At 69.0% G+C, this 23367-nt stretch carries 19 protein-coding genes; 6 read left to right on the top strand and 13 right to left on the bottom strand.

The window, feature by feature from the left end:
• Window position 1: 1 nt before the first annotated feature.
• The gene (locus tag ACPPVS_RS18755) at window positions 2-532 is read left to right on the top strand and encodes an alpha/beta hydrolase fold domain-containing protein (protein ID WP_426596030.1); all 531 of its coding nucleotides are present in this window, start codon (window positions 2-4) and stop codon (window positions 530-532) included.
• 34 nt (window positions 533-566) lie between these two features.
• Here the strand turns inward: ACPPVS_RS18755 and ACPPVS_RS18760 are convergent, their stop codons facing one another.
• The 5 genes from ACPPVS_RS18760 to ACPPVS_RS18780 all read right to left on the bottom strand — a co-directional run bounded on the left by ACPPVS_RS18760 (window position 567) and on the right by ACPPVS_RS18780 (window position 6578).
• Window positions 567-1559 (bottom strand): LacI family DNA-binding transcriptional regulator, encoded by a 993-nt coding sequence (locus ACPPVS_RS18760; RefSeq protein ID WP_426596032.1) that lies wholly within the window; start codon window positions 1557-1559, stop codon window positions 567-569.
• A 207-nt stretch (window positions 1560-1766) separates the two neighbouring features.
• Window positions 1767-3287 (bottom strand): glycoside hydrolase family 36 protein, encoded by a 1521-nt coding sequence (locus ACPPVS_RS18765; protein WP_426593803.1) that lies wholly within the window; start codon window positions 3285-3287, stop codon window positions 1767-1769.
• A 13-nt stretch (window positions 3288-3300) separates the two neighbouring features.
• Window positions 3301-4662 carry an ABC transporter substrate-binding protein gene (locus ACPPVS_RS18770; RefSeq protein ID WP_426593804.1) on the bottom strand — a complete coding sequence of 454 codons (1362 nt, stop codon included), beginning with the start codon at window positions 4660-4662 and terminating at the stop codon, window positions 3301-3303.
• A gap of 52 nt (window positions 4663-4714) precedes the next feature.
• On the bottom strand, window positions 4715-5674 hold the full coding sequence (locus ACPPVS_RS18775; protein ID WP_426593805.1) for a carbohydrate ABC transporter permease: 960 nt from the start codon (window positions 5672-5674) through the stop codon (window positions 4715-4717).
• Between the two features lie 10 nt (window positions 5675-5684).
• Entirely contained in the window at window positions 5685-6578 is an 894-nt protein-coding gene (locus tag ACPPVS_RS18780) for a carbohydrate ABC transporter permease (RefSeq protein ID WP_426593806.1), read from the bottom strand.
• Window positions 6579-6781: 203 nt separating this feature from the next.
• Between ACPPVS_RS18780 and ACPPVS_RS18785 the strand changes: the two genes are divergently transcribed.
• Both ACPPVS_RS18785 and ACPPVS_RS18790 read left to right on the top strand, forming a co-directional pair.
• Window positions 6782-7990, top strand: coding sequence for an ROK family protein (locus tag ACPPVS_RS18785; protein ID WP_426593807.1), 1209 nt, complete (start codon window positions 6782-6784; stop codon window positions 7988-7990).
• Between the two features lie 230 nt (window positions 7991-8220).
• Entirely contained in the window at window positions 8221-9531 is a 1311-nt protein-coding gene (locus ACPPVS_RS18790; protein WP_426593808.1) for a serine hydrolase domain-containing protein, read from the top strand.
• Window positions 9532-9598: 67 nt separating this feature from the next.
• On the opposite strand, the gene ACPPVS_RS18795 is transcribed toward ACPPVS_RS18790, so the two are convergent.
• The 3 genes from ACPPVS_RS18795 to ACPPVS_RS18805 are packed head-to-tail and all read right to left on the bottom strand — an operon-like array spanning window position 9599 to window position 12732.
• A complete protein-coding gene (locus ACPPVS_RS18795; protein ID WP_426593809.1) occupies window positions 9599-10786 on the bottom strand; it encodes a cation:proton antiporter in 1188 nt (395 codons plus the stop codon).
• Window positions 10787-10795: 9 nt separating this feature from the next.
• Window positions 10796-11740 (bottom strand): catalase family peroxidase, encoded by a 945-nt coding sequence (locus ACPPVS_RS18800; protein WP_426593810.1) that lies wholly within the window; start codon window positions 11738-11740, stop codon window positions 10796-10798.
• Window positions 11737-12732 (bottom strand): NADP-dependent oxidoreductase, encoded by a 996-nt coding sequence (locus ACPPVS_RS18805; RefSeq protein ID WP_426593811.1) that lies wholly within the window; start codon window positions 12730-12732, stop codon window positions 11737-11739. The genes ACPPVS_RS18800 and ACPPVS_RS18805 overlap by 4 nt, the downstream gene beginning before the upstream one ends.
• Before the next feature lie 307 nt (window positions 12733-13039).
• On the opposite strand from ACPPVS_RS18805, the gene ACPPVS_RS18810 reads away from it, so the two are divergent.
• The gene (locus ACPPVS_RS18810) at window positions 13040-13852 is read left to right on the top strand and encodes an alpha/beta hydrolase (RefSeq protein ID WP_426593812.1); all 813 of its coding nucleotides are present in this window, start codon (window positions 13040-13042) and stop codon (window positions 13850-13852) included.
• 25 nt (window positions 13853-13877) lie between these two features.
• Window positions 13878-14231, top strand: a complete 354-nt coding sequence (locus ACPPVS_RS18815) for a hypothetical protein (protein ID WP_426593813.1) — start codon at window positions 13878-13880, stop codon at window positions 14229-14231.
• 12 nt (window positions 14232-14243) lie between these two features.
• On the opposite strand, the gene ACPPVS_RS18820 is transcribed toward ACPPVS_RS18815, so the two are convergent.
• The 3 genes from ACPPVS_RS18820 to ACPPVS_RS18830 form a co-directional block, all read right to left on the bottom strand.
• Window positions 14244-16985 (bottom strand): ATP-binding protein, encoded by a 2742-nt coding sequence (locus ACPPVS_RS18820; RefSeq protein WP_426593814.1) that lies wholly within the window; start codon window positions 16983-16985, stop codon window positions 14244-14246.
• On the bottom strand, window positions 16982-19540 hold the full coding sequence (locus ACPPVS_RS18825) for an AAA family ATPase (protein WP_426593815.1): 2559 nt from the start codon (window positions 19538-19540) through the stop codon (window positions 16982-16984). Before ACPPVS_RS18825 ends, ACPPVS_RS18820 begins: the two co-directional genes overlap by 4 nt.
• Before the next feature lie 135 nt (window positions 19541-19675).
• Window positions 19676-20380 (bottom strand): alpha/beta hydrolase, encoded by a 705-nt coding sequence (locus ACPPVS_RS18830; RefSeq protein ID WP_426593816.1) that lies wholly within the window; start codon window positions 20378-20380, stop codon window positions 19676-19678.
• Window positions 20381-20714: 334 nt separating this feature from the next.
• Here ACPPVS_RS18830 and ACPPVS_RS18835 point away from each other — a divergent pair, with 334 nt between their 5' ends.
• Entirely contained in the window at window positions 20715-20879 is a 165-nt protein-coding gene (locus ACPPVS_RS18835) for a hypothetical protein (protein WP_426593818.1), read from the top strand.
• Window positions 20880-21430: 551 nt separating this feature from the next.
• On the opposite strand, the gene ACPPVS_RS18840 is transcribed toward ACPPVS_RS18835, so the two are convergent.
• The gene (locus tag ACPPVS_RS18840) at window positions 21431-22009 is read right to left on the bottom strand and encodes a hypothetical protein (protein WP_426593819.1); all 579 of its coding nucleotides are present in this window, start codon (window positions 22007-22009) and stop codon (window positions 21431-21433) included.
• Between the two features lie 137 nt (window positions 22010-22146).
• Entirely contained in the window at window positions 22147-23280 is a 1134-nt protein-coding gene (locus ACPPVS_RS18845; protein ID WP_426593820.1) for a reverse transcriptase family protein, read from the bottom strand.
• Between the last annotated feature and the right edge of the window lie 87 nt (window positions 23281-23367).

Below are 23367 nucleotides of genomic sequence, written 5' to 3' on the forward strand. Positions count from 1 at the left end.
CATGTGGATCCACGGCGGGGGCTGGCAGGTCGGCAGCCCGAAGCACGACTGGCCCTTCCTGGTCGAGGCCGGGTCACGCGCGCGGATCCTCGGCGCCGGGTTCGCGCTGGCGATGGTCTCCTACCGCTTCTCGTCGGAGGCCCCGTTCCCGGCCCAACTCGACGACGTCAAGGCGGCGCTGCGCTGGTTGCACCGGCAAGCCGACGAGCTCGGCGTCGACCGGCAGGCGTTCGCCGTCTGGGGTGAGTCCGCCGGCGGGCACCTCGCCGCTCTCGCTGCGCTGACGTCGGTGGCCGGCTCCGGCTGGGAGGGTGCGGGGCGCGACGACGAACGGGTGGCCGGAGCGGTGGTCTGGTACGCCCCGAGCCACTTCCCTGCGCTCGCGGGCGACCTGGATCCGGCGACCGCGGGACTCCTCGGAGGCCCGGGCGCGGTCGTGGACGAGGTCGCCAGGGTGGCGAGCCCGGTGACCTGGGTCAGCCCGCAGGCACCGCCGATGCTCGTCGCGGCCCTCGTCCACGGACCGGCCTGAGGCGCTCCCTCGGGGGCTGCAGGACGACCGGAGGTCAGCCGACGGTCGACATGCGAGCGACCACGTGGTGCTTGGTCAGGACGAGGCGCGCCTCACCGGAGTACCCGCTCACACGCTCCAGCAGCATGCGGACGGCCGTCTCGGCGATCTCCTCGCGCCCGGGGTCGAGCGACGACAGGGGCGGCGCGGTGTACTCGGACTCCTGCACGGCGTCGAAGCCGATGACCGCGACCTCCGAGGGCACGCGGATCCGTCGCTCGTGCAGCACGTGCAACGCACCGATCGCCATGGCGTCGTTGAAGCCGAACACCGAGTCCAGGTGCACGCCGGAGTCCAGCAGCGCGTTCATGGCCGCGGCTCCCGTGCTGAGGTGCCACTGACCCGCCTCACCCAGCAGGGCGGGATCGAACGGCAAGCCGGCGTCCTGCAGGGCCAACCGGTACCCCTCCAGCCGCAACCCTGCCGAGCCGACCACCTCTCCCGCGTGACTGCCGACGACGGCGATGCGCCGGCGACCGAGCTCGATCAGGTGCCGCGTCGCCGCCCGGGCGCCCTCGACGTTGGGCATCGTCACGTGGTCGTTGGGCCCACCGAACATGCGCTCACCGAGCAGCACCAGCGGGTAGTTGACCTGCAGGCGGTCGATGTCGTCCTGCCCGAGCGCGAGCGGGGAGAACATCAGGCCGTCGGTCATCATGCGCAGCTCGGAGCCGAGCACCGCGAGCTCGCGATCACGCTCCGCGCCGGTCTGCTCGATGAGCACCCGCACGCCATGGGTGTCTGCCGCCCTCATCACGGAGTCGGCGAGCTCGGCGAAGTACGGCACGGTGAGCTCGGGGACCGCCAACCCGATCATGCCGGTGCGGCCGCGCCGCAGGTTCCGGGCCGTGAGATTGACCTGGTACCCGAGCTCCGCGATGGCGGCCTCGACGCGAGCACGGGTCTGGGGCCGGATCATGGGGAAATCGTTGATGACGTTGGAGACCGTCTTGATCGAGACGTCCGCACGCTCGGCGACGTCCCGCATCGTCACAGCGGACCTTCTGGGCACCCTAGGGCTCCTCATAGACTCGGCAACTAGGCGCAAAGATACTGCCTAGCGTCAGAGGCCACGCCGACCCGGGTTCAGCCGGCCAGCCGATGCACCCGGGTGCTCGCCTGCTCGTTCCTCGGAGGCTCCAGGCGCGACAGCCGACAGCCGGTGCGCGTGGCGTCGGGTTCTCCGGGGGAGCATTCAGTTGGCGACGGTGCTCGGTGGCGCCTGGTAGTCGACGAAGGGACCGAGGTCGACGATTCGGTCGTCGATCTGGAACAGGTAGCGCCCCAGCTGCGTCACCGTCTCCTCGCGCTCGAGCCAGGTGCGCAGCTCGGCGATCTCGGCCGCGCCGAGCCAGTCCGCAGGGTCCGAGGTGGACTTGAACCCGAGGATGGTCGCGACGTCCTGGAGCAGCTGCCGCTGCTCGTCGTCGAGCAGACTGCGGCGACGACGGAAGTACACGACATCGGGGTCGGTCTCATACACGGGCCGCAGCCAGCTCCGATGGATCGATGCCAAGAACGCGTTCTTGGCACCGACCCCGGTCGGGTCCCCTGGCCGCTCGCTGTTCTCCCAGTAGGCGGCGACGTCCGGACCGACGCGGATGCCGTCGAAGGCGCCGGCCGACGGGACGACGGGGACACCGCAGCCGAGCAGGTACACGTCGTCGCCGACAGTCTCCCGGATGAGCTCGATCGCGTCGCGATACACCTGCTCGCGATGCACGGGCGCGCTCCTCTCGCCGTCGAGCGCCCCTGCGTACATGAAGTCGAGCTTCAGGTAGGTGAATCCCCACGAGACCACTCGAGCGAACAGCTCCCTGAGGTGCGCCTTCACCTCCTCCTGGGTGCTGTCGAGCGCGAAGTACGGGCCGCCCCAGTTGTAGCCCGCGACGAGCGGACCGCCGTCCGGGCTCTGCACCAGCAGGTCCGGGCGCTCCACGGCGAACTGGGAACGGGGTAGCGCGATCAGCGGCGCCAGCCACAGCCCGGCGCGGAAGCCCGCTTCCTGGATCGTCTGCGCTGTCGCCGGCATGCCGGACGCGAATCGTTCGTTGGCCTCCCAGTCGCCGACCGCCCGTTCCCACCCGTCGTCCAGCTGGACGACGTCGAACGGCAGGTCGGCCAGGCCGACGACGGTCTCGCGGACGAGGTCCTCGCTGAGGCCCTCGTAGTACGAGTACCAGCTGCACCACACCCGGCCGGCCGACGCGGTGCGAGATCCGAGCCGCTCGGCGATCAGCTCGGCGTACCGGGCGAACACCTCGCGCTCAGGGCCACGGGCCAGGTACCACTCACCGTCGAGCTCCTCCGTGGTTCCCCACAGCGTGCTGGCGGTTGCCCCCACCCTCGGGGCGCCCAGTCCGAGCGCCCCGAGGAGGATGATCTCGCCGTCCGGCAGCGTGATCGCACCCACAGCGCTGCCCGAATGGGCGTGCGGTGTGTCGTTCTTCGCGTCGTCGGCGGTCAGCAGTCGCTGCTCGCTCCCGTAGATGCGAAGCGGTGCTTCGTCGATCCGTCTCCAGCCCGACGGGCTCCACGAGTTCCATCCGTGACGGAAGAAGTCCGTGGTCTCGAACGGGTGCACCAGGGTGACCGAACCGGGCGGGATCAGGAACTCGCGTTCGCCGATCGCGCGCGGCGCGCCGTTGGCAGCCATGGGGAGGGACAGGTCGCCGAGGAGGACGACGCTGGAGAACTTGGCGAGATCTGTGAGCATTCTGGCTTCCGACCTACTTGAAGAGTGCGTTGACCTTGGCGTTGGCGTCACTGAGGGCGCTCTGGGCGTCGTTGCTGCCCAGGGCGACGCTCTGGATGGCGTCCTGGACGATCTGCGACATCTCGGAGCCGTGGTCGCTGATCGGGATCAGGAACGTCCCGTCCTTTTCCTGGGAGTAAGAGAGGAAGACGGACGCGTCCAGCCCGAGCGCAGCGCGCGCGGCGACCGAGTCCTTCGACGCGTCCGAGTTCGCCGGGAAGATCACGCCCGTCTTGCCGACCACCGACTGGCAGTCCGACGAGGCGAGGTACTTGATCCACGACCACGCCTGGTCCTTGTGCTTGCCGCCTGCGTACATCGCGTCAGACAGTCCGTTGATCGCGGACTTGCGACCCTCCGGGCCGGTGGGCAACGGCGCGAACACGTAGTCGCTCGCGGTGTCCTTGAACATGAGCTGGTTGAACGACCCCATGCTCGTCATGGCTCCCGTGCCGGCCTGCAGCACCTCGAGCCGCGACAGCGTGGACTGCTGGTCGAACGCGGGGGCGTAGCCCTTGTCAGCGAGCGACGCCATCCAGTCGATCGTCTCGGCAAGCTTGGGCGAGTCGTAGTTGAACGAGGTGCCGAAGGGGTTCTTGTCCGAGTAGGTGAACCCGTTGGACTGCGCGAGGTTGCCCCACAGGTTCTGCCCCTGCGAGCCGTCCGCCCACTCGGGCAGGAACCCGTAGACCGCGACGTTGCCCTTGTCGAACGCAGGGTCGTCACCGTGGTGCCCGGCCTTGTCGACGGTGAGCTTGGCGATGGCCTGCTGGAAGGTCCCGCCGTCGTCCGGGTTCCACGTGAGGTCCGCGAGCGCGGCGGCGTCGAGGCCGGCCTCGGCCGCCGCCTTCTTGTTGACGACGAGCCCGATCGTGTCCCAGTCCTTGGGCAGCCCGTAGCGCGCGGAGTCGACGACCCAGATGTCGGCCAGACCCGGCACATACGAGTCGAAGTCGACGGAGCTCGGGTCCTTGTCGATGTAGGGCTGCAGGTCCTCGATCTGCTTGTCGGCGACGAACTGGGGGTAGTAGGACGCCTGGTCGACCCAGACGTCCGGAGCGCTCCCGGCGGCGATCTGCGTCGCGAGGTTCGTCCAGTACTCGCCCCAGCCGTACTGGCTGATCTTCACCTTGGTGCTCGGGTTCGCCGCGGTGAAGTCGTCGGCGCACTGCTGGTACGCCGGAAGCTGTGCGTCGTCCCAGAGCCAGTAGTTGAGGGTCGTCGCGCCGCCTCCGTCGGCGGTGTCGTTGCTGTTGGCCGAGCATCCGGCCGTCGCCGCCAGGACGATGGCCACGGTTGCCATTCCTGCTCCGCGCAGGACCTTGTTGCTTCTCATGCGAGCACGCACTCCTTTGTCGTGTTGTTGATGGCGGGGGAAGCTGAGGTCTTCACTTGATTCCCGTGAAGTTGAGGGACTCGACGATGCGTCGGCCGAGGATGACGAGGAGCAGCGCGACGGGGACGACCGAGAGCGTCGATGCCGCCATCAGGCCGGTCCAGTCCGGTTGGGTGTTCGGGGACTGCTGGAGGTAGACGCCCAGGGCGACCGTCACGGTCCGCACCGACTCGTCGCGACCGATGAGCAGGGGCCACAGGTAGTCCTTCCACGACCACACCACCGTGATCAGCCCGAGCGTGATGAGAGGGCCCTGGGCCATGGGAAGGACGACCCGCCAGAAGATCCGGATCTTGCCCGCGCCGTCGAGCATCGCTGCCTCCTCGACGTCGGCCGGGATGTTCAGGAAGAACTGACGCAGGAAGAACAGTGCGAACGGCGTCATGAGCACCGACGGCGCGACCATCCCCCAGACCGTGTTGAGCAGACCGAGGTCGCGTACCAGCACGAAGTTGGGCAGGAGCGTGAAGATGCCGGGCACCATGAGTGCGGCCAGCAGGATGCCGAAGAGCGCGTCGCGCCCGCGGAACCGCAGTCGCGCGAAGGCGTACCCGCCCATCGCGCAGAACAGCGTCTGGAAGAACCCGATGAGCGCCGAGTAGACGACCGAGTTCCACAGGAAGAGCGCAAAGTTGATCGATGCGCCACTGCCGCCCGCAGCTCGTGTCTCTTGCTCTGTGGTGAGCCCGAGCACTCGCGCGAAGTTGATCATCGTCGGGCTCGTCGGCCAGAACTTGCCCGAGTCACCGATCATGTCCGCCGCCGGTGTCAGCGCCGACTTGACCATCCAGTAGAAGGGGAACAAGGTCGCGAGGATCGCGATCACGAGGACGATCCACCCGACGGCACGGGCCGGCGAGGGGCGGCGGGCTGCCCGCTGGCGGCGCGGCCGGGGCCCGGGTGGCGCCGGCTCGGCGAGCGGTGCGGGGGGGCGGCTGACGGAGGTGGTCATGTCGGCTTCCCTAGGCGATCTGAGACGTCGAGGCGCGCAACAGACGCAGCTGGACGAAGGTGAGCAGCCCGAGCAGCAGCACGAGGAAGATCGCCATCGTGGCTGCGTAGCCCATGTGGAAGTACGTGAAGGCCTGCTGGTAGATGTAGTAGTAGATGACCCGCGACGCGTTGACCGGGCCGCCCTTCGTCGTCACCGCGACGGTGTCGAAGATCTGGAACGAGCCGATCAGAGACACCACCAGCACGAGTGCGACGATCGGGCGAAGGAGCGGCAGCGTGATCCGAGTGAAGGTCCGCACCTCGCCCGCACCGTCGATCGAGGCGGCCTCGTACGTGTCCTGCGGGATCTGGAGCATCCCGGCGTAGAACAGCAGCGCCGTGTAACCGACGTAGGCCCAGGTGTTGATCAGGGCGATCGTCGGGATGACCAACGACGGGTCGGTGAAGAAGCCGACCTTGTGGAAGCCCACCGAGCCCAAGACGTGGTTCACGAATCCGAGATTCGTGTCCAGAAGCCACAACCAGATCAGTCCGACCGTCACGTTGGGGACGAGCCACGGCAGCAGGAGCGTGGTGCGCAGCACGACCGAGCGCGTGAGTCGATGCATCAGCGCTGCAAGCAGGAGGGCGATCGTCGTCTGGGACCCGACGTTCACCACGACGTAGTAGAGCGTCACTCTCATCGAGTTCCAGAACTCTGGGTCGCGCAGGACGTCGGCGTAGTTCTGAACACCGATGAAGTCAGGTGCCGCCAGAAGGCTGTAGTCGGTGAAGGACCACCACAGACCCCGGACCGTGGGATACAGGTAGAAGACGCCGAATCCGATGAGGACGGGTGCGATGAAGAACAACGCGACTCGCCCGTCGCCACGCGAGCCTCGTCGCGCCGGCAGCGCGGTCACACTCGTACCGCGCGCTCTGCGCTGCCATCGAAGGTCGGTCATCGGGCGCCTCTCCGCACCCGACCTGAGTGGCCACCGTTGGCGCGATTGTTGTGCACGTCCCCCGGACGAAACGATCAGCCGCCGCGGGCCAACCCCAGTAGTGTGGGGCTGCAGGACTTAATAATGCAACGTGGCGATATAAAGCGCAAGGGGAGGACGGGATGTCTCGCGAGGCGATGGTCGACACCTCAGCCAGCTCGATGGGCAGCCGGTCTCTGCTGCGCAGGATGAACTCCCTGGGCGTCCTGCGGTCGATCATGAATCAGCCCCAGACCCTGCGAGAGCTGTCGGCGTCCTCCGGTCTGTCGCGCACCGCCGTCGACGCCGTGGTCTCCGACCTGTCGGCCATGGGCTGGATCACCGCCGCCGACAACGCACTCGTGCGGGGCGTCGGCCGCCCGGCGATGACCTACGGGATGCCGCAGGACGTCGGGTACTTCCTGTCGGTCGACATCGGCGCGAACCACGTGTTCGCCGTCCTGACTGACCTCACGGGAACGATCCTCGGACAGCTCGCCGGACCGGTGTCCGAGACGGACCCAGCAGACGAGCGCATCACGGGGACACTGCGGCTCTGCGATCGCCTGCTGGGCACCGTCGCACTCGACCGCAGCGACCCGTGGGCTGTGACCATCGGATCCCCCGGCGCCATCGGCATGGACGGCCGGGTCCTGCACTTCGGCGGAACCGGCATGCCCGGATGGGTGGGCCTCAACCTCCGCGACCGTTTCGCCGCCGAGTTCGACGGCGCAGTGCTTGTCGAAGGGGACGTGCCCCTCGGCGCGCACGCCGAGCTCGCGTACGGCGCCGCTCGAGGCCATTCCGACGTGGTCTACGTGCTGTGTGGGCGACGCACGAGCGGGGCAGCGATCGTCGGCGGCAAGGTGCATCGCGGCGTCCACGGTGCCGCTGGCACGGTCGGCGAGATGCGCGAGCTGAAGTGGGCCGAGCTGAACGAGCTGTACGGGCAGGACGTCCTGAGCAGCCCTCGCCCAGCGCGCGAGCAGATCTTCGAGCTTGCCAGGTCCGGCGACCCGGGGGCGCTCGCTGCCGTCGACGAGTTCGCCGACGATCTTGCGTCCGGCGCGGCCGCGATGTCGCTCGCCATCGACCCTGAGCTCCTGGTCATCGGCGGGGGCAGCTCTCCGGGCGCCGACGTCTTCCTCCCGCGGTTCACCCGCACGTTGGCCACCCTCTGCCCCCTGCCGCCGACCGTCGTCGTCTCAACCCTGGGCTCGGAGGCCGTCGCGATGGGGGGGATCAGCCTCGCGGCCCAGCACCTCGGCGCGATCCTCGAGACGGCGGTTCGGACTGGTTCGTCGTTCCCCGATCCGAACCACGCCAGAATCCTCGTGCGCGAGGCCGCGTAGCAACACGAGACAGCGGGGCGAGTCGATCGAGCCTGCCGATGACCGCGACGATGGTGGTCGCGGTCACAATGTGGCCACCCAGCGAACTTCGCGCGGTTAGGGTCACCGGCGTGCAACCACAGATGCCCTTGCTACCGCGGTCATCCCCTGCCGCTGGGGGAGTCTCCGCTCGTTCCATCGACGCACTGCTGGACCGGCTGAGGGAGCAGTCCGTCGAGTGCCACTCGCTGATGGTGGTGCGACACGGTCACGTCATCGCTGAGGGTTGGTGGGCGCCGTACTCGCCCGAACGCCCGCATCTGCTCTACTCCCTGACCAAGTCCTTCACCTCGATGGCAGTAGGAGTGGCGGTAGCGGACGGGTTGCTCGCCCTCGACGACCGGGTGGTGGACGTTCTTCCCGACCACGTCCCCAGCGACGTCTCGGACCAGGGACGCCGCCTCACCGTCCACCATCTGATGACGATGACCACCGGTCACGCGACAGACAGTCTCGACGCAGCGTGGCGGCTCGAACCGGATGACCTGACCAAGGGGTTCCTGCGCGTCCCGTTCACCGAGGCCGAGGGAACGCGGCATGTGTACGACAACGCCACCACCTACGTCCTGGCTCGCATGGTGGAGCGCGTGACCGGCAGCAGCCTTCCGGAGCTCCTTGACGATCGCCTGTTCCAGCCCATGGGCATCCATCACGCGGAGTGGGACCGGGTGGGCAGCGGCGCCGCGTTCGGGTTCCACGGCTTGCACCTGACGACCGAGGCCGTCGCCGCCTTCGGTGAGCTGTTGCTGCGAGAGGGCACCTGGAACGGTCAGCAGCTGGTCCCTGGCGAATGGGTGCGGCTCGCGACGAGCCGGCACATCGAGACCGCAGGATCGGTAGACGACGTGCTCAACGACGACTCGAGCTCCGGGTACGGGTACCAGTTCTGGATGTCGCGCGACGGGTACCGAGGCGAGGGCGCCTTCGAGCAGTTGTGCATGGTCTACCCCGAGCACGACCTGGTCGTGGCGATGACAGCGGGCGACGGGCCGCACGGGGCGGCCGTTGGCGCGGTTCGGGACTGCCTGCTGCCCGGCCTGGACGACGCCGCGAGTTTCGGGGACGACGACGTCCTCGCTGCACGGCTGAAGACCCTGGCGTTCCCAGGGGTCCCTGGTTCGGCGGACCCCCACCGCGCCGCGTCGGCCGAGATCGACGCCTCGGCGCCCCGTTCAGCTCTGCCAGACACGACAGCGGTCACCCTCGATCCGCTCCCCGGCGGCTGGCGCCTGACACTAGGCCCAACGATCGAGCTCGCCGTCGGCTTCGGTGAGTGGCACGAGAGCTCACCGCTCGGTCGCCCTCTCCTGGCCACCGGCGCCTGGCGAGGGGACATGTTCGTCGCCGAGCTCTACCCCATCACCACTCCGCACCGGGTCCAGCTGATGCTCGATGCCGAGCGCAGGACGGCAGTCGCCACGTGGAGCACGGTCCCGCTCACCTCGGCCAGCCTCGAGCTGCACCTCCGCGCGCCTCTGATGACCCAACCCGACGTCGCATAGGTGAGGCCCTCACCAGGCCTGAGACGCCCTTCGCTCCAGTTCTGGCACTTCCGAGTGGGCAGGAAGATCATCCGGGCCCGTGTCGAACGAGGCGGACCGAAACGTTCCGCGCCGCCAGCGCGCTGACGCCGAGCGTCGGGAAGATGCAGACGCCGACGAGGCCGGCGGTAGTGACTGCGGCGGCTGTTGCTGTATCGAGCCGCCCTTGTTCGAGGCCGACCTGGCTGGCGGTGACGATGAAGGGCAACGAGGTGGCGAGCAGGAGGCCCGAACCGACCCGGGCCCGCCTCGGGAGCCCCAGCAGCGGAGTGGGCACACCCCGCGCGACCAGGAGGGCCAGAGTGAGGAGCGGGACGACCACCAACAGATCCGGCCACAGGTTCAATGCTCCAAGGTCGAGCCGCGATCCGCTCACGATGAAGAAGATCGGGATCAAGAAGCCGTAGCCGATGCCGTCTAGCCGGCCACGGAAGGCGGGGTCGCGCATGCCGTGGTCGAGAACGTTGAGGATCCCTCCCGCGAAGAAGGCACCGAGGACGACCTCGAGCCCGAGCAGCTGAGCGAGGGCGGCGAACCCGATCACCAGGGCAACGCTGATGCGGACCCGCAGCTGCCCAGTGCCGTCGGAGAGACGGTCGACCACGGCAGTCAGTCTCGTCTCGGCGTCCAGTCGTCGTCCTGCGATCGTCACGACGAGGGTCAGGACGACGAGGACGGCCAAGAAGGCTGCGCTGAGGAGGGGGCTGCGGCCCGCACCGAAGCCCACAGCGAGGATCACCACCGCCGAGAACTCCGCCACGCTCGCCGCCGACGCGATGGTTCCGCCGGTCGGTGTCCCGAGCAGCTGCGCGTCTCGCAACAGGGGGACGACAAGGCCGAGACCCGTCGCCGAGAGTGCCACCGCCAGCAGCACGGGCGCCTGCACGAGACCCGCCGCGTGCATGGCCACCGTGACGACGAGCGCCAGCACCAAGCCGCCGCAGTAGGCGCCGACGGACCGCAGCAGCACCCCACCTCGGATGGCACCCAGGTCGATCTCGAGGCCAGCCAGGAAGAACAGGAAGGCGACCCCGAGCAGGGCCAGGGTGCTCGCCGCACCGTCGATCGAGACCCAGCCGAGCCCGTGCGGTCCGACGAGCAGGCCGGCCAGGATCTCGATGACGATGCCGGGTACGACCCCGCCCGGTACGGCACGAGCGAGCAGGGGGATCGTCGCCGCCATCGCGACGATGACGGCGACGTTGGCGAGGCTCATGTCGGCTGCTTAGCCGTCGCTGTGTCGTCGCGCCAGGGAGAGGGGATACGTCCGCGTCCGACCGACCAAGAGAGGGTCGTCGGAGAGGGTGATCCCGTCGACGAGTCGGACTGGGTCGAAGAACAGACCCTGCTCGGCCGCCGCGCTCTCCGGCACAAGATCGGTCAGGTGCAGCGTCCCGAGCTTGACGCGCCGCCGCGTCTGCGGCCACTGGGCGTTGGCGTCGTCGGTGATGTCGCCCGGCTCGGCGACCTGCAGCTCGAGCACGAACGACACCGCCTCGGACTGCAGTCGGGTCCGCAGCTCGTCGGTGAGGAAGTTGTCCGACTTCGTCGCAGCCTCGGCGTCGGTGAGCACGTGGTGCCCGGCCACCGGGGTCCAGATGTAGCGGCCGGTCGTCTCGGTGCCGTCCTGCGCGTGGAACCGGAAGGCGTTGACCGGGAAGTAGGGCAGCGTGGCGAAGCTGGCCGGCACCCCGTGGGTCTGGACGGCGTGCACGAAGGCAGCTGCGGCTGGGTGCCCGGCCAGGTACTCCTGCGGCCCGGGTGAGGTAGGTGCGATCGCGCCGAGAAAGTCGGAGAAGTCGTCGACGGTCCGGCCGGGGAACCCGTTGATGGAGTGGGCCAGCAGGTCGGTGGTCCCCCCGTCGCAGAGCCGGAACTGGACCGCCAGCCCGCGGGGGTTGCACTCGGGCTCGGCGTCGGGGTGCGGGGCACCGCCCGGGAAGCTGGAGAACCGCGCCACCACCTGCACGCGGCCAGCGAAGTGAGCGGCCCGGGACACGCTCGGCGCCTCCACGGAAGGGTTGAACAGGCCGGTGAGCACGGCGCCCTTGGCGTGCGCCGCGCGGCGGGCCGGCGCGACGCCGAAGTTCGCGTCGAGGTTGTCGATGACCCGCTGGAACGGGTCGGTGCGGTCGGTGTCGGGGGTGGTCTGGTCGAACGCGGTGGTCATGATTCCTCCGTCGGATCGGTGGGGGCGGTGCCGCGCACGACCAGGACGGTCTTGCCCGGTGGCCGGTTCAGGTTCCGACCGGTCTGGAAGGCGGCTCGGCCGACTGCCAGCGGGTAGGTGGCCGCGACAGTGACCTGGAGGTGTCCGGCGTCGACGTCGGCGCCGAGCTGGACCAGTCCGTCGCGGGTCGGCTCGACGATGAAGAATGCGCCGACCAGGTTCAGCTCGGCGAGCCGCTCGGCCGGAGGCGGGACCTGGAGGGTGATGTACTTGCCGCCCGGACGCGCAAGGGCCATGGCGTCCCAGGTCACCGGCCCGCCGACCGTGTCGATGACGACGTCGTAGGACGCGGCGTCCAGCGGCGCCTGGTCCAGTCGGTCGCTCGCGTAGACGAGCTCGGGGCCGAGCGCGGCGACAAAGGCGATGTCGCGCGAGAGCGCGGTCGCCGTCACCCGTGCACGTCGCTTGAGCGCGAACTGGACCGCGAAGGCTCCGACACCGCCCGCGGCGCCCAGCACCAGCACGCGGTCACCGGCCACCACGCCCCCGTGATCGACCACCGCCTGCCGGGCAGTCAGGCCGGCGAGCGGCAGCGCTGCGGCCTCGGTGAAAGTCAGGGATCTCGGCTTCGGGACGACCCGGTCGGCCGGCGCGACGACGTACTCGGCGGCTGCGCCGTCCCGGTCGAAGGGAACCAGTCCGAACACCGCGTCACCGACGGCCAGCCCGAGCTCGTCGGCGACGTCCGCTCCCAACCCGGCGACCACGCCCGACCACTCGTGGGAGGGGGTGCTCGGCAGGTGCGTCCACGTCTCGTCCCACCGCAGCTCGTCGAACGTGATGGCGGCGGCGTGCACCGCGACCAGGACCTCGCCCGGCCCCGGTTCCGGGACGGGCGCCTCCTCGAAGGCGAGCTGTTCGGGCCCGCCCCGGCTGTGTGCTCTGAGCACTGTCATGGTCGTGGGCAGTGGATGCGTGCTCAGGGCGGTCATGCGCTCTCCTCGGTGACGTGCGGTGCAGGCGGCTCGGCCCTCGTTCACTCTCGGGTCGGCCGTCGCGGTCGCGCTTGAGTCAAGTGACTGCCCGCCCGCCCGGCTGAGGCGCGGCCGCGGCGCTCGGGTGCGCCGGTACGGGGGACGCCGGTTGCGCTGCACCCGACCGTGCGGATTACCGCGGGTCCAGCGGGCACCCGTCCGGCGGTCGAGCTCGTCGGCCAGAAGCAGTCAGGTGACTGAAGTCCGCGAAGCGCCGGTCGGTGAGCATCGAGCCACCGGTCCAACCCACGCAGCGGAGGCAGTCATGACCGAGAACGCCAGGCCCGTCGTCTTCATCCACGGGCTGTGGATCCACGCCAGCTCCTGGGCGCCGTGGATCGAGCACTTCGAACGAGCCGGCTACGCACCGATCGCACCCGGGTGGCCCGGTGTGCCGTCCACCGTCGACAAGGCGCGCACCAACCCGTCACTCATCGCCGGCGTCGGCATCGACGACGTGATCGACCACTATGTGCGGGTGATCGACGGGCTGGACCAGCCGCCCGTCCTGGTCGGCCACTCCTTCGGGGGCATGATCGCGGAGAAGCTCCTCGGCATGAACAAGGCCGCCGCCGCGGTCGCCATCGACGCCGCCCAGATCAAGGGTGTGCTCCCGTTGCCGCTGTCGGCGCTGCGGGCAACCCTGCCGGTGTTCAAGAACCCGGCCAACAAGAATCACGCGGTCGCCCTGACGGCCGAGCAGTTCCGCTACAGCTTCGGGAACGCTCTGTCCGAGCAAGAGTCGAACGAGCTGTTCGAGCAGTGGGCGATCCCCGCGCCCGGCAAGCCCCTCTTCGAGGCTGCGGCGGCCAACTTCACGCTGCACTCCCCGGCAGCGGTCGCCACCGGCAACGAGGAGCGTGGCCCGTTGCTGCTCGTGATGGGCGGTCAGGACCACACGGTCCCGGAGGCGATCACCAAGTCGACGCTCAAGCAGTACAAGCACTCGTCGGCGGTCACTGACCTGATCGAGTTCGAGGACCGCGGCCACTCACTGACCATCGACCACGGGTGGCAGGAGATCGCCGACGCATCGCTGCGGTGGCTCGACAAGCAGGGCCTCGGTTCGCAGGTCTGAGCGGGGCGGCGGCCGGGGATCGGCGATGGCCAAGACCTCTCTGTTGACGGTGGCCCGGCGTGAGCTGCTCCGGGCCACCTACGCCGACTCCGGACGCAGCACGTCGGTTCTGTTCGACGTCGATGACGTCGACGTCCGGCAGAGCGTGCTCGCCATGCGCGCCGGCACGGCGCTGCTCGGCTACGAGCTCGGCGTCGCTGGGTGGACGATCCAGGTCCTGCAAGGCTGTCTGCACCTCTACCTCGGTCGCCTCGTGACCGTCGGGTACCCGGGTGACCTGCTCTCGGGCTCCCTCGACGGGCTCCGCCTGGTCGCCGACGAGAACTGCGTGGTGCTGGTCACCACCTCGCGCGGGCTGATCTCTCCGCCCGCCGGGTGAGGTGGCGCCGGCCTACACCTGCTCGGCCTCGAGCCGAGCGCCGAGCTGCGCGCGGGTCCTGATGCCGAGCTTGGGGAACATCCGGTAGAGGTGGGCGCCCACCGTGCGGGGCGACAGGTACAGCTGCTGGCCGATCTCCCGGTTGGACAAGCCCGTCGCCGCGAGCCGGGCGATCCGCAGCTCCTGCGCGGAGAGGCGCGCGACGGCGGTGGTGGGGTCGTCGGCGGCGTCGCGGGCCCCGGTGGCTCGCAGCTCGGACCGTGCCTCCTGCGCCCACGCGGTGGCGCCGATCCGATCGAACGTCACGAGTGCCGCGGAGAGGGGTTCGCGCGACTCGGCGACCCGGCGCTGACGACGCAGCCAGTACCCGTAGGCGAGCTGGATCCGAGCTCTCGTCCAGGGCCATCGGGTGAGGTCGTAGGCGAGGCCGTCGACGAAGTGCGCCTCGGCCGTGTCATCGTCGGCGAGCACCGCACGCGCGTAGAGGAGCTGGGTCGCCAGGACCGGCGAGGTTGTCACCTCGGCGATCTTCTCGACCCGTTCGATGATATGGCGTGCGTCGTCGACCTGATCGCAGTGCCGTGCCGCCTCGGCGAGGAACATGACACCGCTGAGGTGCTCCCGCGAGTGATGGTGGCGATCGGTGGGGTCGAAGACCACCTTGAGCGCTGCGTAGGCGTCGGCATGATGACCAGAGGAGAGGTAGGCGAACCCGCGGGCCAGCTGCGCATTGCACAAGGCGTCGTTGATGACGCGCGAGGTAGACGCTCGCTCGACCTCGTCGGCCCGTTGGTGCGCCTTCTCCGTGTCACCGGTCAGCCCGGCGACCATGGCCTCGACGGCGGTGATGCCCGTGCTCCAGTTGGGCTGACGGGTCTCCTCGGCGAGCTGCAGGCCCTGTTCCACGCTCTCCACCGCCTTGCGCCAGTCTCCGAGCTCGACGTGGACCGCGGCGCCCACGGCGAGGACGTGGGACAGGAGTCCGAGCCTTCCCTGGTCGCGCAGCTTGGCCTCGGCCCGGTCGAAGAAGTCCGCCGCCCGGGGCTCGTCGCCCACCACCCGAGCCGCGATCCCCAGAAGCCGCAGCTGCTCGGCGTCGGTGATGCTCTCGACCCGGATGGCCGAGAGTCGCTGGATCGTCTGGGTTCCCTTCAACAGGGGCTCGGCGATCGCGATGGACGCGATGCACCGCGGGTCGTCCTGCGGCAGGGTCAATCCCTCGACCACCTCGGCGACCCGGGCGCGCGCCGCCGCCCCCGTGTCCGCCCACCAGCACCGCAGGGCGGCGCCAAGGAGCAGGTCGAGCGCAAGGTCGTCGTCCCCGGCGGCCGCCGACCGGCGCGCGCTGTTGGTCAGATCGAGGACGCGGCGTGAGTCGCCTGGTGCACCGTCGTTGAAGATCTCCCGGAGATATTCGACGCGCGCCTGGTCGAGGTCGGACAGGTCGTTCTGCTCGGCGGCCGTCACGAGGTGGTCGACCAGATCAGCCCGACCCAGCCCGAAGGCCAGCTGCGCCGCGAGCAGCAGTCGCCGGCCACGGGTGTGCGAGCTGGTGGTGAGCTGCGCGGACCGCTCCAGCGCGGAGATCGCGGCGACGATCGAGCCCCGTCTGATGCACTCGGAATGGCTGGCATCCAGCTCGTCCGCGACAGCGTCGTCCGGGCCGTAGACCGCCTGGGCCCGGTGCCACGCACGGCGGTACGGCTGGTCGTAGAGAACGTGCCCCATGGCCGCGTTGGCGGCTTGCCGGCGGCCCACGGACTCGTGCTGCAGGATTCCCGAGCGGACGAGGGGGTGACGGAACTCGATCTTCGCCTCATCGAAACGGAGGATGTCTGCACTCTGGGCGGCCTCCAGGTCGGAGGTCGTGATCGACGTCCCGCGCAGGAGCGAGGCCGCAGCGAGGATCTCCGACAATGTGCCCTCGGAGCTGACGGCGGCAACGAGCAACGCGTCACGGGTGGGCGCCGGCAGTTCCGTCACGCGCGCGGCGAAGGCTCTCTCGAGCCGACCGCTCAGAGGCATGACGGCCGAGACCGAGCTCACGGTGGACCGGCTGGCCGACCGCCAGGCAGCCGGCAGCTCGGTGAGCGCCAGCGGATTGCCCCGTGCTTGGTCGAGGATCATCTGCCGGTCGCGTGGACTGAGGTCCATCGCGGTGTGGGAGAGGACCTCGCGCGACTGGCCGTCGTCCAGCCCCCGGAGGTCGATCGCGTACGGCTTGGACGCGGAGTAGGCGATGTCGTGGCCCGGCCGCACGGCGCCGATGATGACCACCGGGTCCTGACTGATCCGCCGCGCCACGAACGCCAGGACGTCGTTGGTCGGCGGGTCCAACCAGTGCATGTCGTCGATCACGGCGACGACCGGGCACGACACCGCCATCCCGGTGATCAGGCCGAGAGCCGCCAGGGCGATCAGGAAGACCTCCGGCGCCGGCCCGTCCGCGAGCCCGAACGCCGTGAGGATGGCCCGCTGCTGAACCGGCGGGAGCGTGTCGGCCGCGCCCAGGAGAGGCGCCAAGAGGTAGTGCAGCCCCGCATAGGGCAGTGCCGACTCCGTCTCGATGCCGGAGGTGCGCAGGACGAGACGGCCGTCTTTTCCTGCCATCTCGGCCGCTGCGCGAAGAATGCTCGACTTGCCGACTCCGGGGTCACCGGTGAGCAGGATCGCCTGGCCATGCACCTCGACGCTGCCGATAGCACCGAACAGGGTGTCGAGCTCCGAGTCGCGACCGATCAGATCCGCTCTCATCCGAGCTCCCTGGCCGCCTGGTGCGGGGACGAAGCAGCGATCTCGTGCAGGGCCCGCTGGGCGCGCCGCGTCCATCGCGTCGCGCCCATCGTACGGAACACGTCGTCGGCAGCCGTGAGGTGCTGGACAGCCTCGACCGGACGGGCGGCACGCCACAACCATCGGCCGTACTCGAGACAGATGCGAGCTCGCACCCACGGCCACCTCGACAGGTCCTGCTCCAGCGCTGTTCGGTACGACGCTTCGGCCTCGTGCGGTGCCGCGAGCACAGCCCGGGCGTACATGAGGTTGACCTGCAGGATCGGTGCAGGCGTCGCGCGGGCCACGGACTCCAGGGCGGCCAGGATCTCGCGCGCTTCGTCGATCCGCCCGCAGTCGACAGCCGCCTCGGCCATTAGGGCCACCCCGGCGAACGACTCCCTGAGGTGGTAGCCCGGGTCACCCGGATCGAACTGGCGCTTGAGACAGGCGAAGGCCTCGGCCGGCTGATCCCCGCTGAGCAGGGCTGCGCCTCGGGTCTGGTAGCTCAGGCACAGGGCGTCGTTGAGGCGAAGGCGCACGGCGTCGTTCTCTGCACCGACGACCAGCTCGAGCGCCGCCTCCCACTCCCCGCGCATCGCCAGGGCACGTGACAGGACGAGCACGTTGTTGAAGGCGAAGAGCGATTGCCCCGTCTCCACAGCGACGCGGTCGACCTCCTGCGAGGCAGCGGCCGACCCCGTCCAGTCCCCGAGGTCCAGGCGGATGTGGAACTGGAGCGCCAACACGACCGGGAGCAGTCCCAGGCGCCCCTTCTCCCGCAGTGCCTGCTCGGCCCGGTCGAGCAGATCCGTGGCCAGCACCGAGTCGCCGATCGCGTAGGCGGTCATCCCGTAGGTTCGCAGCAGGTCGGCGTCCGTCACTGCGTCCAGATCCACCCCGGACAAGTGCGCCATGACGTCGGCGCCACGGCGGACCGGCTCGGCCAGACCCAGCGCGGCGTTATAGCGGGGGTCGTCGTGCGCGAACGGCAGCGCATCGAGGGTGTCGAGAACCTCTTTCTGGGCATCGGCGCCCACGTCCGCCCACCAGCAGCGCAGTGCCGTCGCGATCAGGATGTTCAGCGCCAGGTCCACGTCGCCGGCGTCCACTGCCCGCCTGGCGCTCGCGCACAGGCGCATCATGAGCTCGGGGTCGGCGCGTACGTCGTCGTTGAGGGACTGCCTCAGCCATTCCACGCGCACCACGTCGATCGTGTCGAGCTCGGTCAGCTCCGCCTCTCGGACAAGGTGCTCCACAACGTCGGCGCGACCGATCTCGAAGGCGTACACCGCCGCCCGCACAAGCCGCCGACCCCGGTCTGCGGATCGGCTGGACAGCCGCGCAGACCGCTCCAGGCTGGAGACCGCAGACATGACGGCACCGCGATCCAGCGACTCGGAGACTGTCGCTTCCAGCTCGTCGGCGATCTGGTCGTCGGGACCCACGATCGACTGCGCGCGATGCAACGTACGCCGGAAGGGGTCGCTTTCCAGCACGTCGGCGAGCGCCTGGTGGGCGCCCTGTCGTCGGGCCACGGTCTCGGTCTGGAGCACCCCCGAACGTACGAGGGGATGCCGGAACGTGATGGTGCTGCCGTCGGTCTGGACGAGACCGGCCTCGACGGCGGGGGCGAACGCGGCGGCATTGGTCGGGGCGACGCGAAAGACCGCTGTGGCCGAGAGGATCTCCTCGAGTTCGCTCGAGGAATCGGTCGCGGCTACCAGCAGTGCGTCCTTCGTTTCGGCCGGAAACTGCGAGATCCGGCCGGCGAAGGCCTGTTCCAGGCGGGTCGACAGCGTGGCTGTCGGCTCCTCCGTCGCCTGACCTTCGCCCCAGCCGGCAGGCAACTCGAGCAAGGCCAGGGGATTGCCTCGGGCTTGATGCCGGACGCGGCGCCGATCTGCGGGGGTGAGGTCTCGCGCGGTCGACTGCACGATGGCGTCCGCGGTGTCCCCGTCGACCCCCACGACCTCGAGACGCGGGAACGCAGCATCGACGAACGGGCCGGGGTGGTCGGTGCGCGCCGCACCAATGATCCGCAGCCCCGCCCCAGCAGAGCGGTGCGCCACGAAGGTGAGGATCTGGTGCGACTGCGGGTCCAGCCACTGCACGTCGTCGGCCACGGCCAGGACCCGACGGTGCTGGCGCTCCAGCGTCAGAAGATTCAAGGCCGCCTCAGCGATCAGGAAGATGTCGGGCCGCGGCCCGTCGAAGAGCCCGAGCGCCGTGGACAGCGCCTCGCTCTGCGTCCGGGGCAGGGAGCCGATGTTGCCCATCAGTGGCCGCGTCAGCTGCTGGAGACCACCGAACGGCAGGTGCATCTCGCTCTCGACACCTGCAGCAGTCAGGACGCAGTAGTTGAGTATCGCCGCACGCGTGCCCGCCTCGGCGAGGAGCGCCGACTTCCCGATCCCCGGCTCGCCGGTCACGAGAAGAACCGATCCCTCGCCCTCTTCGGCCTCGATCAGGCCACGCAGGACGGCTAGCTCACGCTCACGGCCCAGCAGCTGTCGCGCGTTCACCTGACGCTCCACCCAAGTCCCTGGTCAGTTGCCGCTGGCAGCGGATCTGCCGCGAGCCTAGGGCTGGCGACGACACCGTGGCTACAGTCGATCGACTGAGTCGCTCGAGGGGTCGGGCCGGACCCTCCGCCGGCCCGACCCCCACTCTCAGTGAGCGATCGCGGCGGCCTTCACGATGAGCTGCACGACGGCGAGCGGGTGCGAGACCATCACGTCGTGCGCCGAGTGGATGGTCGTGACCCGTGCGCCGGCGCGGTGCGCCATGAACAGCTGGCCCGCCGGGGCGATCGCCGAGTCGTCGAGGGTCACCAGGTCCCAGCTCGGGATCGACTTCCACGCCGGCTCTCCTGACGGCTCGGTGAAGGCGAACGCCGAGAGGGGCCGCTGGGTCGCTGCCATGACGGCCGCCGTGGAGGCTGACTGGTCGCCGGCGAAGACCTGCCGGAACTTGTCCGGGCGGATGGTGAGATCGGCGTCCTGCCCGCCGGGCGCGGCCGCGTTCGGGACCGGGCGTACGACGAGCGCGTCCGGCGTCAACGCCGATCCCGGATAGAGGGACGGGTCATAAGACGTGGCCACGCTCGTCCCGATGTCAGGCACGAACGCCGCGACGTACACCAGAGCAACGACGTTGCTCGCTCCGCGGGCGGCGTTCGTGATCACCGCTCCGCCGTACGAGTGCCCGACGAGCACGACCGGCCCGGAGATCGACCCGATGACCGCTCGGATGTAGTCGGCGTCGGATGTCAGTCCGCGCAGCGGGTCAGCCGGTGCGATCACCGGATACCCGAGCTGCTCGAGCAGGTGAACCTCGCTGTTCCAGCCGCTGGCGTCAGCGAACGCACCATGCACGAGCACAACTGTCGGAAGCGGCGCGCGTGGCGGGCCGGATGTCGCGTCGGCAGGCGCTCCACCCGTTCCCGCGACGAGTAGGTACAAGAACGCGACGATCGCCGTCGCGACGATCGCAGCTCGCTTCCTGATCCCGTGAGACAGGTCGGTGACATACATGGCAGATCCCTCTCGATCGCGGTGCGGTGAACGTCAGGGACGCTACGAGCCATCACCGCCCGTGCCGTGAGTCGTTTGACCGAATCGTCTACGCGGGATCTGCCGTGTCTGCCGCCTCACGGGCGCTCCGTGCGGCGCCCAGGACTTCGTCGTCGACGAGGCCAGAATCGTCACGATGGCCCTCAACGAGGCCGACTCTCACCTCGCCGGTGGCGCCGACGCAGACCGTCGGATGGTTGCCGGCACGGGCGTGCTCCACCGTGAATCAGGACGCGCGCTTCGGTTCACCGAGGTCGACAACTTCCACCTGCTTCAGGGTTTGGGCGGGGCTGTTCCCTGACGACACCGGCGCCTGACCTCCTCGCGGCTCCGTTGCACCCGCTCAATGCGGTTGCCGTGTCGCAGTCGCGAGGGCGGCGGGGCCCGGTCGGACCGTGCGTGCTCAAAGCTCACGAACAGTTCGCGGCGAGTCGGTCGCGCCACAGGGTCCCGCGGAACACAACGGCATCACATCCGGGGGCCGCAATCCCCAACGCTCAGCCGGGACCTATGTCGAGATGCACGACAGATTGACCGCGCTCAAGCGGCCTACATTGACCGATTGCCGGCAATACGCGCTCCACGGTCAAAGTAGGGCCCAGCCGAAGTCGCGCGGAACCCCGGGTGGTTTGGGCCTGTCGTCGTCGGCACCTCGGCGATCACGCCGAGGGCCCGTCAATCTCACCCAGGCTTCATATTCCTGGGACGGACTCCAGTTCGACCCGCTCGGTGGCTCGTCGCCGGGGCGGGCAGTCCGTCCGCGACGACGGCCGTGGTCCCCGCACGGCGGCAGCCAACGCACTCAGGACTCGTCGAGAAGCGATCTGGAGCCAAGGTGCAAGGAGCCCGTCGCTACTGGCTGGCCGCCGTGACCGCTGCGGCGAGTTCCGCGACGGTGTGCGGACCGCTGGCCATGCGCCCGACCGTGACGAGGCTGAGGCTTCGAGCCCCGGTTGCGGCCACGGCGGAACGTGACGCGACATAGAAGGACCACTGAGCGAGGTTGAGGACGTCGAGGTCGTCGTGGCTGGTTGCTGTCTGAACGGCGAAGACATACACGTCAGCGTTGTACAGGCGGTCACCCGCGTAGGCGTTGGCGCCCTCGTCGAGCAGGCGCGCACTCAGACCTGAGAAGCTGATGCGGGAAAGCGCGTGCTGCGACCAGCCTTGCAAATAGGCGCTGGCCTTCACCTCGATGCGCACGCCGTCGGGCGTGACTACGTCATAGGCGTCCCATTCGATGCGACGCACGGACGACGACCCCACAGCCCGCGACACGATGAACTCAGCGAACACACCCCGGAGGGTGTTCGTTCGCAGGTCCGACATACCCCACGACCAGAAGTCACGAACCGTGGCGCCGTCGAGACCGACAAGCGGCTCGTCACCAGTGAGGGCGGGCGCTTCCGGCGGGAGGTGGGCGAAATCCATGCAGGCATCATCCCGCCTAGGACACAGCCATCAGGTCACGGTCGCCGCCTGAACGTGTCTGCCACCAAGTCCGTGCAGCAGGACGAACCCGTGGGGGTGCGCGTTCGTTCACGCGCTCAGCGATGGTGGAGGTGCAATCAGCGTGGGAAACCGCATGCGGTGAGGGCTGCGGCCCACTCGCGCCTCTGTCGGTGCGCCCACTCGGGCTCGACCCCCGCGGCGTACGCGAGGCAGCCGTCGACGTACGACACCATCCCAAGGACCGACGTGAATCCCCGGGCTTCGGCGTGAGAGAACAGTCCGCGCGCACCAACACTGTGCACGTGGACTTCGACCTGGCGTCGAAACTCTGGGCGCAGCCGCACCTCATCGGCGCCAACGACCAGTCCGAGCACGACGTGGCGCGCGCGGGGAGGGATGACGCGGGTCTTCTTGTGGTGGAGCACGAGACCCTGCTTGGAAACGAGCCTCGCGACGCGGCCGACGACAGTTGCCGCATCGGCTCTCGACATGTGCCCTGCTGACGAGAACGTCAGGTCGTCGGAATAGCGGGTGTAGACCAGACCGCGGGCGCTTGAGAGCTTAAAAAGTGCGTGATCGAGGGGGGTTGCGACGGCGTTCGCCAGGGCGCCGCTCGTAGGCGCGCCCTGCGGCAAGAAGCCCCGGCTCCCGGATGCGTAGCTTGGAATCGCTGGGTACGCCTCCATGAGCGTGTCTCTGCGGCGGAGATCTTGGGGCAACCAAGGACCCCGTGTGCAAAGTCTCATGAGTTCGAACGAAACGAGCTCGGAGTAGCCCTGGTCGCGGAAGACCGGGTAAACCATCGCATCCGAGATCGAGCCGAAGAAGTCGTGTAGATCGAGCTTAATGAGCCATTTCGCTCCAATGTGGAGGCTGGCGCAGTCGACTGCGGATCGACCCTGCTGATAAGCGAAGCTCCGAGGATGCAGCGACAGGTTGCTCAGTGAGCTCCGCAAGATGAACCGTTGCACGCTCATCAGAAGCGGATGCGGCATGGCAATCGCGCGGCGCCCTCCGCTGCGCTTGGGCTTACTGATCTCGGTGTACGGATCCTGACGCCGCTCGACGACCGAGCGCAGGTAGTCGTGCGAAGCACCAGTGAGTCGCGACAAGTGCGCCAGACTCAGGATCGGCTGCGTACCCGAGATCTCGTTGCGTTCGTGTTGCGCTGCAGCGCTCTCTAGAACGTCGGCCCCGACGCCAGCCACGAGTCCCAGCTGGCGGTATCGATGAGGAGGAAGGCTGTCCATCTACCTTTGATGCCGTTCCTGTTGAGTGGACGGACGGGCCCCGAGTCGCCGAGGAACTGGACCGTTCGTCCACTCCCAGGGAGAGCG

Origin of the sequence: Cellulomonas sp. McL0617 (assembly GCF_049994875.1) — a bacterium.
GTDB lineage: Bacteria > Actinomycetota > Actinomycetes > Actinomycetales > Cellulomonadaceae > Cellulomonas.

Excerpts from the sequence above, each read along its gene's own strand:
- ACPPVS_RS18815 (WP_426593813.1), top strand. The coding sequence starts at position 13,878 with ATGGCCAAGACCTCTCTGTTGACGGTGGCCCGGCGTGAGCTGCTCCGG.
- ACPPVS_RS18820 (WP_426593814.1), bottom strand. The coding sequence starts at position 16,985 with ATGAGAGCGGATCTGATCGGTCGCGACTCGGAGCTCGACACCCTGTTC.
- ACPPVS_RS18835 (WP_426593818.1), top strand. The coding sequence starts at position 20,715 with ATGGCCCTCAACGAGGCCGACTCTCACCTCGCCGGTGGCGCCGACGCA.
- ACPPVS_RS18770 (WP_426593804.1), bottom strand. The coding sequence starts at position 4,662 with ATGAGAAGCAACAAGGTCCTGCGCGGAGCAGGAATGGCAACCGTGGCC.
- ACPPVS_RS18790 (WP_426593808.1), top strand. The coding sequence starts at position 8,221 with ATGGTGGTGCGACACGGTCACGTCATCGCTGAGGGTTGGTGGGCGCCG.
- ACPPVS_RS18805 (WP_426593811.1), bottom strand. The coding sequence starts at position 12,732 with ATGACCGCCCTGAGCACGCATCCACTGCCCACGACCATGACAGTGCTC.
- ACPPVS_RS18775 (WP_426593805.1), bottom strand. The coding sequence starts at position 5,674 with ATGACCACCTCCGTCAGCCGCCCCCCCGCACCGCTCGCCGAGCCGGCG.
- ACPPVS_RS18810 (WP_426593812.1), top strand. The coding sequence starts at position 13,040 with ATGACCGAGAACGCCAGGCCCGTCGTCTTCATCCACGGGCTGTGGATC.
- ACPPVS_RS18785 (WP_426593807.1), top strand. The coding sequence starts at position 6,782 with ATGTCTCGCGAGGCGATGGTCGACACCTCAGCCAGCTCGATGGGCAGC.
- ACPPVS_RS18760 (WP_426596032.1), bottom strand. The coding sequence starts at position 1,559 with ATGCGGGACGTCGCCGAGCGTGCGGACGTCTCGATCAAGACGGTCTCC.
- ACPPVS_RS18795 (WP_426593809.1), bottom strand. The coding sequence starts at position 10,786 with ATGAGCCTCGCCAACGTCGCCGTCATCGTCGCGATGGCGGCGACGATC.
- ACPPVS_RS18800 (WP_426593810.1), bottom strand. The coding sequence starts at position 11,740 with ATGACCACCGCGTTCGACCAGACCACCCCCGACACCGACCGCACCGAC.
- ACPPVS_RS18845 (WP_426593820.1), bottom strand. The coding sequence starts at position 23,280 with ATGGACAGCCTTCCTCCTCATCGATACCGCCAGCTGGGACTCGTGGCT.
- ACPPVS_RS18840 (WP_426593819.1), bottom strand. The coding sequence starts at position 22,009 with ATGGATTTCGCCCACCTCCCGCCGGAAGCGCCCGCCCTCACTGGTGAC.
- ACPPVS_RS18755 (WP_426596030.1), top strand. The coding sequence starts at position 2 with ATGTGGATCCACGGCGGGGGCTGGCAGGTCGGCAGCCCGAAGCACGAC.
- ACPPVS_RS18765 (WP_426593803.1), bottom strand. The coding sequence starts at position 3,287 with ATGCTCACAGATCTCGCCAAGTTCTCCAGCGTCGTCCTCCTCGGCGAC.